16 protein-coding genes and 1 rRNA gene are annotated in these 12,083 nt (G+C 71.4%); 15 read left to right on the plus strand and 2 right to left on the minus strand.

Annotated elements, in window-relative coordinates:
- The first annotated feature begins 25 nt into the window (after nt 1-25).
- The 10 genes from ACFWPS_RS19715 to xerC all read left to right on the plus strand — a co-directional run bounded on the left by ACFWPS_RS19715 (nt 26) and on the right by xerC (nt 4,877).
- Nucleotides 26-190 (plus strand): hypothetical protein, encoded by a 165-nt coding sequence (locus ACFWPS_RS19715; RefSeq protein WP_383706735.1) that lies wholly within the window; start codon nt 26-28, stop codon nt 188-190.
- Between the two features lie 39 nt (nt 191-229).
- Complete coding sequence (locus ACFWPS_RS19720) at nt 230-886, plus strand: DUF2637 domain-containing protein (RefSeq protein ID WP_383706737.1); 657 nt, start codon at nt 230-232, stop codon at nt 884-886.
- 19 nt (nt 887-905) lie between these two features.
- Nucleotides 906-1,085: a hypothetical protein gene (locus tag ACFWPS_RS19725; RefSeq protein WP_383706739.1), complete on the plus strand. Its 180-nt coding sequence runs from the start codon at nt 906-908 to the stop codon at nt 1,083-1,085.
- A gap of 3 nt (nt 1,086-1,088) precedes the next feature.
- Complete coding sequence (locus ACFWPS_RS19730; protein WP_383706741.1) at nt 1,089-1,271, plus strand: mobile element transfer protein; 183 nt, start codon at nt 1,089-1,091, stop codon at nt 1,269-1,271.
- A gap of 21 nt (nt 1,272-1,292) precedes the next feature.
- On the plus strand, nt 1,293-1,616 hold the full coding sequence (locus tag ACFWPS_RS19735) for a SpdD protein (protein WP_383706743.1): 324 nt from the start codon (nt 1,293-1,295) through the stop codon (nt 1,614-1,616).
- Nucleotides 1,617-1,710: 94 nt separating this feature from the next.
- Nucleotides 1,711-1,890 carry a hypothetical protein gene (locus tag ACFWPS_RS19740; RefSeq protein ID WP_383706745.1) on the plus strand — a complete coding sequence of 60 codons (180 nt, stop codon included), beginning with the start codon at nt 1,711-1,713 and terminating at the stop codon, nt 1,888-1,890.
- A gap of 5 nt (nt 1,891-1,895) precedes the next feature.
- The gene (locus ACFWPS_RS19745) at nt 1,896-2,066 is read left to right on the plus strand and encodes a hypothetical protein (RefSeq protein WP_383706747.1); all 171 of its coding nucleotides are present in this window, start codon (nt 1,896-1,898) and stop codon (nt 2,064-2,066) included.
- Between the two features lie 11 nt (nt 2,067-2,077).
- Nucleotides 2,078-3,487 carry a replication initiator protein RepSA gene (gene repSA, locus ACFWPS_RS19750; protein WP_383706771.1) on the plus strand — a complete coding sequence of 470 codons (1,410 nt, stop codon included), beginning with the start codon at nt 2,078-2,080 and terminating at the stop codon, nt 3,485-3,487.
- Nucleotides 3,484-3,672, plus strand: a complete 189-nt coding sequence (locus tag ACFWPS_RS19755; protein ID WP_383706749.1) for a helix-turn-helix domain-containing protein — start codon at nt 3,484-3,486, stop codon at nt 3,670-3,672. The genes repSA and ACFWPS_RS19755 overlap by 4 nt, the downstream gene beginning before the upstream one ends.
- Nucleotides 3,672-4,877 (plus strand): tyrosine recombinase XerC, encoded by a 1,206-nt coding sequence (gene xerC / locus ACFWPS_RS19760; protein WP_383706751.1) that lies wholly within the window; start codon nt 3,672-3,674, stop codon nt 4,875-4,877. The genes ACFWPS_RS19755 and xerC overlap by 1 nt, the downstream gene beginning before the upstream one ends.
- 87 nt (nt 4,878-4,964) lie before the next feature.
- On the opposite strand, the gene mtnA is transcribed toward xerC, so the two are convergent.
- A complete protein-coding gene (mtnA, locus tag ACFWPS_RS19765; protein ID WP_383706753.1) occupies nt 4,965-6,107 on the minus strand; it encodes an S-methyl-5-thioribose-1-phosphate isomerase in 1,143 nt (380 codons plus the stop codon).
- A 140-nt stretch (nt 6,108-6,247) separates the two neighbouring features.
- Between mtnA and ACFWPS_RS19770 the strand changes: the two genes are divergently transcribed.
- Genes ACFWPS_RS19770 through ACFWPS_RS19790 form a run of 5 tightly spaced genes read left to right on the plus strand, consistent with a single transcriptional unit; the run spans nt 6,248 to nt 11,915 of the window.
- The gene (locus ACFWPS_RS19770) at nt 6,248-7,636 is read left to right on the plus strand and encodes a hypothetical protein (RefSeq protein ID WP_383706755.1); all 1,389 of its coding nucleotides are present in this window, start codon (nt 6,248-6,250) and stop codon (nt 7,634-7,636) included.
- A gap of 34 nt (nt 7,637-7,670) precedes the next feature.
- Nucleotides 7,671-8,426: a DUF4129 domain-containing protein gene (locus ACFWPS_RS19775; protein ID WP_383706757.1), complete on the plus strand. Its 756-nt coding sequence runs from the start codon at nt 7,671-7,673 to the stop codon at nt 8,424-8,426.
- The gene (locus tag ACFWPS_RS19780) at nt 8,423-9,616 is read left to right on the plus strand and encodes a DUF4350 domain-containing protein (protein WP_383706759.1); all 1,194 of its coding nucleotides are present in this window, start codon (nt 8,423-8,425) and stop codon (nt 9,614-9,616) included. The genes ACFWPS_RS19775 and ACFWPS_RS19780 overlap by 4 nt, the downstream gene beginning before the upstream one ends.
- The gene (locus ACFWPS_RS19785; protein ID WP_383706761.1) at nt 9,616-10,605 is read left to right on the plus strand and encodes an AAA family ATPase; all 990 of its coding nucleotides are present in this window, start codon (nt 9,616-9,618) and stop codon (nt 10,603-10,605) included. The genes ACFWPS_RS19780 and ACFWPS_RS19785 overlap by 1 nt, the downstream gene beginning before the upstream one ends.
- Nucleotides 10,605-11,915 (plus strand): DUF58 domain-containing protein, encoded by a 1,311-nt coding sequence (locus ACFWPS_RS19790; RefSeq protein WP_383706763.1) that lies wholly within the window; start codon nt 10,605-10,607, stop codon nt 11,913-11,915. The genes ACFWPS_RS19785 and ACFWPS_RS19790 overlap by 1 nt, the downstream gene beginning before the upstream one ends.
- Nucleotides 11,916-11,996: 81 nt before the next feature.
- On the opposite strand, the gene rrf is transcribed toward ACFWPS_RS19790, so the two are convergent.
- Nucleotides 11,997-12,083, minus strand: a 5S ribosomal RNA gene (gene rrf / locus ACFWPS_RS19795); the annotation flags it as partial.

The following is a 12,083-nucleotide window of genomic DNA, read 5'->3' on the forward strand; positions in this document are numbered from 1 at the left end:
TGCCCGAAACCGAAAGGAGATGCCGATGGCCGCGAAGAAGGCCCCGGAGCCGAAGCCTGCTGTGTGCTCGGTGTGCAAGGGCACGGGTGAGGTCTCCCGCACGGTCCAGGTCGGCCGCAAGCGCCGCACCGTCGGCAAACAGACGGGGTTCTGCCTCAACTGCCTCGGCTCCGGCGAAGCCCCGAACTAGTCCCCTGACCTGCTCCAACACGTTGAAGGAGGTGAAGAGATGAAGCGCTCGATCCGTCCGGACGCGGTACTGGTTCAGGCTGTGATCGCGGGTGCGTTGTCCTTCGCCCACCTGCACGACCTTGCCCAAGCGGCCGGACAGACCGGATGGAAGGCCTGGGCCTACCCGATCAGCGTTGACCTGCTGCTGGTCGCCGCGTGGCGCCGGCTGCGGGCTCAGCGGTCCCGGCTGGCCTGGTGCTGGTTCGTGGTCGCCCTGGTCGCATCCCTCGGCGCGAACATCGCCACGGCCGGCTTCCTCGACATGAACCACCCGCCCGCACTGCTCCGCCTCGGCGTCGCCGGCTGGCCTGCCCTGGCCTTCCTCGGCGGCACCCTGCTCGCCCACCAGCACACCGACCACACCCCGGACCCGGCACCGAAGCTCGCTCCCGTGCAGGAACCGGCGCCCCGTCCGGTGGTCGACGTCGACCGCTCCGAGACACCCGACCCGGCCCCGGAGATCCCTGAGCCGGAACCCGTCCCGGCGCTGCCCAAGGCCGCGGTGAGCGTGCCCCCGGCGCTGATCGACCACGCCCGCAAGGTCGCCACCGACCACCGTGCCCGTACCGGAGCCGAGATCGACGCGGCCACCCTGCGCGCCCGGCTCGGCGTCCCGGAAGACCTCGCACACGCCATCGTCGCCCAACTCGCCTGACAGCAAAGGAGGTTCCACCATGCGCACGTTCGACCGCCCGTCCGACTACCTCGACGCGGCCCGCGAGATGGCCGACTCCGGCCGCCCCGCCCTGGCCCGGCTCCTGGCCGAGGAAGCCGCCGACCGCACCCCGGACCCGACGGAAGCCGCCCGCATCCTGACCGACTTCCCCGGCCCCAGCCTCCGACAGGAGGACTGACCGGTGCGCCCGAACCGCTTCTACGACGTGATCCGCATCGGGCCGGTCAAGGTCGCCACCTTCAACAACGGCCACGGCCAGACCAAGCACATCGCCGCCTGCACCGCCCCCAAGTGCGGCGTCTCCAACGAGTACTTCGACCGAGCGGCCGCCGAACTCGCCGCCCGCACCCACACCTGCCACTGACCCCGGAAGGGAGATCCACCGATGTTCACCCCGAAGTACCCCACCCCGGACACCGCCCCGGCTGCGGCACCTACCACGCCGCAGACCGCCGCCCCGGCACCCGTCGTCCAGGCCGTTCCCGCCCCGGCTCCGGTCGCCCCCGTGGCGCCGGTCCCGGCCCGGCCGACCGTGCAGCTCACCGCCGGCAGCACGCTCGCCCTCGTCGGTGGCGGCGCGGCCGTGGTTCTGGTGGTCGGCGCGGTCCTGGTCTCCATGCTCCTCGCCGTCGCCATCACCGCCGTGTCTGTGGCCGTGGTCGCGGTCGTCCTCAAGTCGCTGCTGAAGGACCTCAACAAGCACATCTGAACGGCCCCCGGAGCGGCCTCGGTCGCCAAACTTCCGCCGCTCCGGGCGCCTGCACCCATTCCTGATCCAACGGACCCGAAAGGGAAGCCCCATCATGCCCCGGAACACCCCGAACCCGCGCGTCTGCTCCGACTGCGACGGCTTCGCCCGCGCCGCCATCACCACCGGCACCCGCAACCCGGACGGCACCCGCACCACCCTGCCCGTCGACTGCCAGGCCTGCCACGGCACCGGCACCACCGCCCCTGCCGCCCTCGTGCGGGCCGGGAGGTGACCGGCGTGGCTCTCCTCGACTGGCGCTCTCCGGAGCACTTCGACCACTCCGGCGACCAGCCCTGCGTGATCTGCACCAAGCCCACCCCGCTGCGCTCCGACCAGGGCAAGCCCGTCCACAAGGTCTGCGCCGAAGAGTGGATCGACACCCACCCCCGGAAGGACGACAGCGCGTGACCGCCCCCGCCATGACGGCGGGCCTGGACCCGGCCACCCTCGCCGACGTGCTGAGGCTGGCCGGGTCCCCCGGCTTCGACCGCATCCAAGACCAGATCCGCCGTACCGGCGGCTGCTCCGACCCGATCCACCTGCAAGGTTCCACCGTCACCCGCGACCGCACCACCGGTCAGATCCTGCACCGCTACGACACCGACAACGAGCCCGGCGGACGGCTGCGGATCGCGTGCGGCAACCGTCGCGCGTCCCGCTGCCCCGCCTGCGCCTGGACCTACGCCGGAGACACCTACCACCTCATCCGCGCCGGCCTCGTCGGCGACCCCGCCAAAGGCACTCCCGAAACCATCCGCAACCACCCCCGCGTCTTCGCCACCCTCACCGCGCCGTCCTTCGGCCCGGTGCACAACCGGCCCGGCACCCGGCCCTGCCGCTGCGGCACCCACCACCCGGAGGACGCGCCCGAACTCGGCACCCCGCTCGACCCCAACACCTACGACTACGCGGGCGCCGTGCTGTGGAACAACCACGCCTCCGACCTGTGGCGCTACTTCACGATCTACCTACGCCGCGAGATCGCCAAGCGCGCCGGCCTCACCCAGAAAGACGCGCACGAACAGTCCCGCGTCGCCTTCGGCAAGGTCGCCGAGTACCAGAAGCGCGGTGCCGTCCATTTCCACGCCGTGATCCGCTTCGACGGACCGGACGGGGCCGATAGTCCGCCCCCGGCCTGGGCCACCCTCGACCTGCTCACCGACGCGATTCATGCCGCCGCCAGCCGCGCACAGGTCGACGTCGACCCCGCCCACCATCAACCCAACCCCGACCAGCCGGCCCGCACTCAGCCCGCCCGCACCCTGACGTGGGGCACTCAGGTCGACGTACGCCCGATCCGCGCCTTCGGCGAGGGCGAGGACGTCACCGAAGCTGCCGTAGCCTCCTACGTCGCCAAGTACGCGACCAAGGCAGCCGAGACCACCGGCACCGTCGACCGCCGGGTCGGCAACAAGGAAGCGCTCGTGCTGCTCGGCGTCCCGGACCACCCGCGCCGGCTGATCGAAGCCTGCCTGGACCTGCATGCCCTCTATCCGGATCGCAAGCTCCAGGACTGGGCTCACATGCTCGGCTTCCGGGGCCACTTCTCCACGAAGTCCCGCCGCTACTCGACCACCCTGGGCGCCCTGCGCCAGGTCCGCGCTGACTATCGCGCGCAGCAGCAACGCCACTCCCTCGGCCTGCCCGACCCAGACGACGAGACCGAGACCACCACGCTCACCCTCGCGCACTGGTCCTACGCCGGCCACGGCCACACCCCCGGCGAATCCTGGCTCGCCGCCAACATCCGCCAGGACATCCAGCTCAACCGCGAGACCGCCCGAGAGGAACTACCCGCCCTGCTCGAACTGGAAGGAGCCGCCACATGACCACCCCCACTCCCGTGCTGCTGAAGGTCCCCGAGGTCATGACGCGGCTCAAGTACAGCCGTTCCAAGGTCTATGACCTGATCCGCACGAAGCGGCTCGCGTCGATCAAAGAGGGCCGGTGCCGACGGATTCCCGAGAGCGCGCTTCAGGACTACATCCGCTCGGGTCTTGAGGAGGCTGCCTGATGCCTCAGCGCAAGCGGAACCCGAACGGTTCGGGCACGGTCACGAAGCGCTCTGACGGTCGATACCAGGCTGCGGTGTACGTCCCTCAGCCGGACGGCACCGTCAAGCGGAAGTACGCCTACGGCAAGACCTACGACGAGTGCGACGCGAAGCGCCGGGAGCTGATCGAGCGGTCCCAGGGCGGTATCCCGACGCCGACTCGGGACATGACCTTGGGGCAGTGGTTCGACTACTGGCTTGAGGTCGTGGTGAAGCCGAACCTGAAGCCGCTGAGCTACCGGACGTACGAGCAAGGCGTGCGCTACTACCTGCGTCCGCGTCTGGGCTCCAAGGTCATGGCGAAGCTGGGCGTCAAGGAACTGCGCGGAGTCATACAGCGGCTTGCAGAGGAGAAGGGGGCCAAGACCGCTCGACAGGCTCTCCGGGTCCTCTCAGCGGCGCTCACCGCCGCGATGGTGGAAGACATCGGGCTGACTCGGAACGTAGCCAAGCTCGTGCACGTCCGTGCGACCACCGACAACGGCAAGAGCTGGGACGCGGTGACGGTGCTCCGGTTCCTGGCTGCGGCTCGCCGGCTGACCGTGTACTACCCGGCGTTCCTGCTGCTGTGCCTGCTCGGTCTCCGGCGGGCTGAGGTGTGCGGGCTGCGGTGGGAGAACATCGATCTCGACAACCGGGTCATCTGGGTTGAGCAGCAACGGCAGCGGTCCAGCGCCGGCACGATCGACCTGGAGCTGAAGACCGACACGTCGAAGGCGCCGTTGCCGCTGCCGGCGCAGTGCATCGCGCCCCTGCGCTGGACCGGGATGCGAACGGCCATGCTTCGTGAGCGCGCGCTGAGCATGGGGCGCCCGTGGTTCGAGGATCCGGACGGGCACGTGTTCATCTCTCGGACGGGACACCCGCTCCTGGCGTCGAACCTCTACCTGACCATGCAGCGTGTGATCAAGGATGAAGGACTCGGCAGGATGAACCCGAAGGGGCTGCGGAAGTCCTGCGGCACACTCCTGGTGCATCTCAAGGTCCACCCCCGGATCGTGAAGGCGATTCTCCGGCACAGCCGGATCGCCACGACGATGGACATCTACGCTGAAGCCCTAGACCCGGACGTGATCGCGGCGGTGGGCCAGCTCGACCACCTGCTTCGGCAGCCGGCTCGGATTCGGGAGCTGGGAGCCGATCGGTCCGACTCTGACGCTCGTTGATGTAGCCGTTGGATGTCACGGCCCCTTGGCCTGCGAATCGCCGCAGGTGGAGGGGCCGTTTCCGTCGGGCGAGCCGACATCATCCCATTAGCTAATCGTTACCTGGCGTGACCTGGCACACAGCTCGGCAAGTGCCTCAGCCGTCACGGGCGAAACGGCGCCTTCCTCGGTGACGATCGCCGTCACCAACTCGGGCGGCGTCACGTCGAACGCCGGGTTGTACGCCTGGGTTCCCAGGGGTGCCACCGGAATCCCGCCTCCCGCTCCCGTCACCGGCACCTGTGGTGCTGTGACCTCGGTCACCTCGTATCCGGGGCGCTGTTCGACCTCGATGGATGCCCCGTCCGGTGTCTCCGGATCCACCGTCGTCACCGGCGCCACCACGATGAACGGAACATGGTGGTACCGCGCGAGCACCGCGAGCGGATAGCTCCCCACCTTGTTCGCCACCGATCCGTCGGCCGCGATCCGGTCCGCCCCGATCAGCACCGCGTCCACCTCCCCCGCCGCGAACAGCGAACCGGCCGCGTTGTCGGTGAGCAAGGTGTACGCCATGCCGCTGCGAGCCGCCTCGTATGCCGTCAGGCGAGCACCTTGCAGCAACGGACGCGTTTCGTCCACCCAGAGCCGTCGCAACCGCCCCACACGATGGGCCTGGAGCGCCACCGCGAAGGCCGTGCCCTCCCCTCCCGACACCAGCGAACCGGTGTTGCAGTGGGTCAGGATCCGGTGCCCTCCGCCGGGCAACAACTCGTCCAGCAGCGCCAGCCCGTGCTCGGCCATCCGGGCGCTGGCCTCGGCATCCTCCCGGTGCAGCGCCCGCGCCGCAGCCAGCGCCGCCGCGGCCCCAGCCCCGGTGTCACCGCCCCCGGCCAGAGCGGAACGGTACGCCGACGCCGCCCTGCGCACCCCGACGGACAGATTCACTGCCGTCGGCCGGGCTCCCGACAGCGCCATCGCGGCCTCATCCACGTCGAAGCCCCGCGCGGCGGCGAGCGCGACGCCGTACGCCCCCGCTATCCCGAGCAACGGCGCACCGCGCACCGCGAGCGAACGGATCGCCTCCACCAGCGCCGACGCGTCCGTGCACACCCGCTCGACCTCCTCGGTCGGCAGTCTGGTCTGGTCGAGAAGGACCACGACAGGACCTTCGGGCGGCTCCTCCCACCGGATCACTGGCATTCCCGTCGGCCGCTTGTCCTCGCCGGTTCGCACGTACTGATCAGCCATGCGGTCAGTCTGCCCCGTATCCGGCGGACAATTGAAGGTGCGCAGCCTCTACCGCGGCCGGTCACGGGGCGCCCACCCCATGGCACGATGGCAGCCAACCTGCCGCCGCGCCCGCGGACGGGCACCGTGAAGGAGCTTCGATGAACGACACTCCGGGCTGGGCCTCGCCCGGATCCGCCCCGTCCGACGGGCGGGAACCCGGCGCGTCCGCCCCTGCCGACCGCCCCGTCCCCGCAGAGCCTGCCGAACCGCCCGCCGATCAGCCGGGTCCGGATCCACAGGGCCCCGGCTCGCAGTGGTCCAGGGATCAGCCGCCGCCCGGCCAGTGGTCCACGCCCACCGGCACCCCGGCACCAGGCCAGGCACCGCCGCCCCCACCCCCCGGCCCCGGCTGGGGCGGCCAGCCCCCCGGCGGCGGTTACGGAGGCTACGGGGGCCCAGGCGGGCCTGGTGGCGGCTACGGAGGCCCCGGCGGATACGGCCCGCCCGGCGGACACGGAGCCTGGGGCGGCGGCTGGGGCGGCCCCCCGCCCGCCGCCAAGCCCGGCGTGATCCCGCTCCGCCCGCTCGGCGTCGGCGAGATCCTCGACGGCGCCGTCTCCACCATGCGCACCTACTGGCGCACGGTCCTCGGCATCTCGCTGACGGTCGCCGTCGTCACCGAGGTCGCGGTGATCCTCCTCCAGGGCCTCGTCCTCAACGACACCGAGACCACCGACGCCCTCAACGACCCGAGTGCCTCCCTCACCGAGATCAGCCGCGCCGCGGGCGAGGTCATGATCAGCTCGGGCGCCGTCCTGCTGATCACCCTGGTCGGCACCATCATCGCGACAGCCCTGCTGACGACCGTCACCAGCCGCGCCGTGCTCGGCAAGTCCGTCACCATCGGCGAGGCCTGGCGCGACGCCCGCCCGCAGGTCCTCAAGCTGTTCGGCCTCATCCTCCTGACCGGGCTCATCGCCGTCGGCATCCTGCTCGTCGGCGCACTGCCCGGCATCGTCGTCGCGATCGCCGGCGGCCCCGGAGCCGCCATCGCCGCCCTGCTCGTCCTCGGCATCCTCGCCGGTGTCGTCGTCACCGTGTGGCTGATGGTCCGCTTCTCCCTGGCCTCGCCCGCGCTGATGCTGGAGAAGCAGAGCATCACCAAGTCGCTGGGCCGCTCCACCAAGCTCGTCCGCGGCTCCTGGTGGCGGGTCTTCGGCATCCAGTTCCTCGCCTCGATCATCGCCAACATCGTCTCGTCGCTCGCGGTGGTCCCCTTCACCCTGATCGGGGCCTACGTCGGCGGCCACGGCCTGACCGGCTTCCTCCAGAACACCAACGCCGACTACGGCTGGACGTTCCTCATCATCACCGGGATCGGCTCGGTGATCGGCGCCATGCTCACCTTCCCGATCAACGCCGGCGTCACCGTGCTCCTCTACATCGACCAGCGCATCCGCCGCGAGGCCCTCGACCTCGAACTGGCCCGCGCCGCCGGTGTCGAGAACTACGGCGCCGCCACCCCCGGCGCCGTCCCGGGGAGCTGATGCGGTGAGCCCGACGGGGGGAATCCTCGCAGCGGTGCCCGCAGCCCTGCCACGCGCCGCCGACGAGGCCGTACGAGGCCTGCTGCGGGCCCGGGACACCGCCCTGCTGTCGCTGGCAGGCTCGGGCGACCAACCGCCCGTGACCACCCCACGCGACCCCGCGCGGGAAGCGGCACGGCGTGAACTGTCCAAGCGGATGTACCACGAGAACGACCCCGGGCTGTTCCAGCGCGCCCTGAACGCGGTCCTGGACTGGGTCGACCGGCTGCTCGCCGCCGCCGCGTCCGCAACGCCCGGAGGCGCACTGGGCCTGGTCGTCGTGGTCCTGGCCGTCATCGTCGTCCTGGGCGCCCTGTGGTGGCGCCTGGGCACCCCCCGCCGCCAACCCGCCTCCACCGCCGCGCTGTTCGACGACCGTCTCCGCAGCGCCGCAGAACACCGCGCAGCCGCCGAGGCACACGCCGCCCAAGGACACTGGAACCAGGCCCTCCAGGAACGCATGCGCGCCGTCGTCCGCGCCCTGGAGGAACGCGCCCTCCTCGACGTCCGCCCCGGCCGCACCGCCGACGAGGCCGCCGCCGAAGCCGGCCGCGCCCTGCCCGCCCACACCGACCGGCTGCGCACCGCCGCCCGGGAGTTCGACGACGTGACATACGGCGGTCGCAGGGCGACCCAGGCGTCGTACGACCGCATCACCGACCTCGACCGCGACCTGGAACGCACCAAGCCGGTCCTCGCCAGCAGCGCCCACAGCACGGCCCACAACACCCGCCAGGGAGCCGCCGAATGACCACCGGCGTAGCTCTCCCGCCCCCCGCCACCTCCACCGCGCCGACCACCCGCCAGGTGTGGACCCGCACCCGGGGCATCGTCCTCGCCGCGGTGCTCATCCTCGCCGGGGCCGTCGCCATCGCCGTCATCCGCTCCGACAGCAGGCACGGCGACCTCGACCCGCGCTCCGCCGACCCTTACGGCAGCCGCGCCGTCGCCGAACTCCTCGCCGACCGAGGCGTGGCCACCCGCGTGGTCACCACCCTCGCCGAGGCACGCGCCGCGGCCGGCCGCGACACCACCCTTCTCGTCGCCGTCCCGGACCTGCTGACCTCGCATCAGCAGTCCCAGCTGCAGGCGTCGACGGCCCGGGCGGGCGGCCGCACCGTCCTGGTCGCCGCCGGCAGCTCGTCCGTCGAACGGCTCGCTCCCGGCGTCACCGCCGACCCCGCCACCAGCATCAGGTCCACACTCGCCCCCCACTGCAACCTGGCCGCGGCCCGGCGGGCGGGCAGCGCCGACACCGGTGGCATCCGCTACACCACCACCCACCTCGACGCCAACACCTGCTACCCCAGCCAGCGCCTGGCCACGCTCCTCCGCATCCCCGCGGCCTCCGGAAGCGGAGACACCGTCGTCCTCGGCGCGCCCGACATCCTGCTCAACGACCGCCTCGACAAGCAGGGCAACGCCTCGCTCGCCCTCCAACTCCTCGGCTCCCGCCCCCATCTGATCTGGTACCTCCCCTCGCTCTCCGACGCCACGGCCACCGGTACCGGCGACCAGAAATCCCTGTTCGACCTGCTCCCGTCCGGCTGGCTCTGGGGCACACTGCAGCTCTTCATCGCCGCAGCCCTCGCCGCCTTCTGGCGGGCACGCCGGCTCGGCCCCCTCGTGCCCGAGAATCTCCCCGTGGCGATCCGTGCCTCCGAAACCGTCGAAGGCCGCGCCCGCCTCTACCGCAAGGCGAACGCCCGCGACCGCGCGGCCGCCGCTCTTCGCTCCACCGCTCGCACCCGCCTCGCCCCCCTCGTAGGCGTCCCCGTCTCCCAGGCGCACGCGCCCGAGGCCCTGCTCCCCGCTCTGTCCGCGCACCTCCATGGCGACGGGCAGGCCCTGCACTCCCTGCTCTTCGGACCGCCGCCCGGCGACGACGCGGCCCTCACCGACCAGCTCGACGCCCTCGAAAGAGAGGTACGCCGTCCATGATGGACCCGACCACTGACAACGCCGGGAACACCGGGAACCCGGCCGACGCCCGGGCCTCCCTGGAGGCCCTGCGAGCGGAGATCGCCAAAGCCGTGGTCGGCCAGGACCCCGCCGTGACCGGCCTCGTCGTCGCTCTCCTCTGCCGCGGACACGTTCTCCTTGAAGGAGTCCCCGGAGTCGCCAAAACGTTGCTCGTCCGCGCCCTCGCATCCGCACTCGAACTGGACACCAAGCGCGTCCAGTTCACCCCCGACCTCATGCCGAGCGACGTCACGGGATCCCTCGTCTACGACACCCGCACCGCCGAGTTCTCCTTCCAGCCCGGCCCGGTCTTCACCAACCTCCTCCTCGCGGACGAGATCAACCGCACCCCGCCCAAGACCCAGTCGTCCCTCCTCGAAGCCATGGAGGAACGCCAGGTCACCGTCGACGGCACCCCGCGGCTTCTCCCCGATCCGTTCCTGGTCGCGGCGACCCAGAACCCAGTCGAGTACGAGGGCACCTACCCCCTCCCCGAAGCCCAACTCGACCGCTTCCTCCTCAAACTGACGATCCCTCTCCCCTCCCGCCAGGACGAGATCGCCGTCCTCACCCGCCACGCCGAGGGCTTCAACCCTCGCGACCTGCGCGCCGCCGGCGTACGCCCGGTCGCAGGCCCCGCCGACCTCGAAGCCGCCCGCGCGGCAGTCGCCAAGACGACCGTCTCCCCCGAGATCACCGCCTACGTGGTCGACATCTGCCGCGCCACCCGCGAGTCCCCGTCCCTCACCCTCGGCGTCTCCCCGCGCGGCGCCACCGCCCTCCTGGCCACCTCACGTGCCTGGGCCTGGCTGACCGGCCGCGACTACGTCATCCCCGACGACGTCAAGGCCCTCGCCCTGCCCACCCTCCGCCACCGCGTCCAACTCCGCCCCGAGGCCGAGATGGAGGGCGTGACCGCCGACTCCGTCATCAACTCGATCCTCGCCCACGTCCCGGTTCCCCGCTGATGCCCCTCACCGGACGCGCCGCCCTCGTCGCGGCAATCGGATCGATCCCCATCGGCATCTGGGGACCGAGTTGGACGGGCGTCCTCGCCGTCGACGGCCCCCTGGTGCTGGCCTGCGCCTGCGACTTCGCTCTGGCGGCCCCTGTACGACGTCTCGTGCTGACCCGCTCCGGCGACACATCAGCGCGCCTGGGCGAGACCGCGGACGTCACCCTCACGGTGACCAACCCGTCCCGACGCCCGCTCCGCGCTCGCCTCAGGGACGGCTGGCCGCCGAGCAGTTGGCAGCCGGGCACGGAGGTCGAGGCCTCACGCCACCGCCTTGACGTGCCTCCTGGCGAACGCCGACGCGTCACGACCCGTCTGCGCCCCACCCGCCGCGGCGACCGCCAGGCGGACCGCGTCACCATCCGCTCCTACGGCCCCCTCGGCCTGTTCTCCCGCCAGGGCGGCCACAAAGTGCCCTGGAGTGTACGGGTTCTGCCCCCCTTCACCAGCCGCAAGCATCTGCCGTCGAAACTCGCCCGATTGCGTGAACTCGACGGCCGCACCAGCGTTCTGACACGAGGCGAAGGCACGGAATTCGACAGCCTGCGGGAGTACGTCCCCGGCGACGACACCCGCTCCATCGACTGGCGTGCCACAGCGCGGCAGTCGGCGGTCGCGGTACGCACCTGGCGTCCCGAACGCGACCGGCGCATCCTCCTCGTCCTCGACACCGGCCGTACCTCCGCCGGCCGAGTCGGCGACGCCCCCCGCCTGGACGCCTCCATGGACGCGGCACTCCTCCTCGCGGCCCTCGCGTCCCGCGCGGGCGACCGGGTGGATCTCCTCGCCTACGACCGCCGGGTCCGCGCCCTCGTCCAGGGTCGCGCCGCAGGTGACGTCCTCCCGTCCCTCGTCAACGCGATGGCCGCGCTGGAGCCCGAACTCGTCGAAACGGACGCCCGCGGGCTCACCGCCACCGCGCTGCGTACGGCTCCACGCCGTTCCCTGATCGTCCTGCTCACGACACTCGACACGGCCCCGGTCGAACAGGGCTTGCTTCCCGTGCTCGCCCAGCTGACCCAACGCCACACGGTTCTGCTCGCTTCAGTGGCCGACCCGCATGTCGCCCGCATGGCGACGGCCCGGGGAAACGCCGACGCGGTGTATGAGGCAGCGGCGGCCGCACAGGCCCAGAGCGAACGGCATCGGATCGCGGAGCAACTCCGCCGGCATGGCGTGACCGTCGTGGACGCGACACCTGATGATCTCGCTCCCGCATTGGCGGATGCGTACCTGGCTTTGAAAGCAGCGGGCCGGCTCTGATTCCCGGGCGACGGGGGCCGGCCAGTTCTCAAACGCGAAAAAGCCCCACACCGTGAGGTGTGGGGCTCTTTCTCAATATTTGTTCGGCGGTGTCCTACTCTCCCACAGGGTCCCCCCTGCAGTACCATCGGCGCTGTAAGGCTTAGCTTCCGGGTTCGGAATGTAACC

This window comes from Streptomyces sp. NPDC058457 (assembly GCF_042720695.1).
Taxonomy (GTDB): domain Bacteria; phylum Actinomycetota; class Actinomycetes; order Streptomycetales; family Streptomycetaceae; genus Streptomyces.

Bases quoted from the DNA above. Each gene is read 5' to 3' on its own strand.
- ACFWPS_RS19715 (WP_383706735.1), top strand. From the start codon at position 26: ATGGCCGCGAAGAAGGCCCCGGAGCCGAAGCCTGCTGTGTGCTCGGTG.
- ACFWPS_RS19720 (WP_383706737.1), top strand. From the start codon at position 230: ATGAAGCGCTCGATCCGTCCGGACGCGGTACTGGTTCAGGCTGTGATC.
- ACFWPS_RS19725 (WP_383706739.1), top strand. From the start codon at position 906: ATGCGCACGTTCGACCGCCCGTCCGACTACCTCGACGCGGCCCGCGAG.
- ACFWPS_RS19735 (WP_383706743.1), top strand. From the start codon at position 1,293: ATGTTCACCCCGAAGTACCCCACCCCGGACACCGCCCCGGCTGCGGCA.
- ACFWPS_RS19740 (WP_383706745.1), top strand. From the start codon at position 1,711: ATGCCCCGGAACACCCCGAACCCGCGCGTCTGCTCCGACTGCGACGGC.
- repSA (WP_383706771.1), top strand. From the start codon at position 2,078: ATGACGGCGGGCCTGGACCCGGCCACCCTCGCCGACGTGCTGAGGCTG.
- ACFWPS_RS19755 (WP_383706749.1), top strand. From the start codon at position 3,484: ATGACCACCCCCACTCCCGTGCTGCTGAAGGTCCCCGAGGTCATGACG.
- xerC (WP_383706751.1), top strand. From the start codon at position 3,672: ATGCCTCAGCGCAAGCGGAACCCGAACGGTTCGGGCACGGTCACGAAG.
- mtnA (WP_383706753.1), bottom strand. From the start codon at position 6,107: ATGGCTGATCAGTACGTGCGAACCGGCGAGGACAAGCGGCCGACGGGA.
- ACFWPS_RS19770 (WP_383706755.1), top strand. From the start codon at position 6,248: ATGAACGACACTCCGGGCTGGGCCTCGCCCGGATCCGCCCCGTCCGAC.
- ACFWPS_RS19780 (WP_383706759.1), top strand. From the start codon at position 8,423: ATGACCACCGGCGTAGCTCTCCCGCCCCCCGCCACCTCCACCGCGCCG.
- ACFWPS_RS19785 (WP_383706761.1), top strand. From the start codon at position 9,616: ATGGACCCGACCACTGACAACGCCGGGAACACCGGGAACCCGGCCGAC.
- ACFWPS_RS19790 (WP_383706763.1), top strand. From the start codon at position 10,605: ATGCCCCTCACCGGACGCGCCGCCCTCGTCGCGGCAATCGGATCGATC.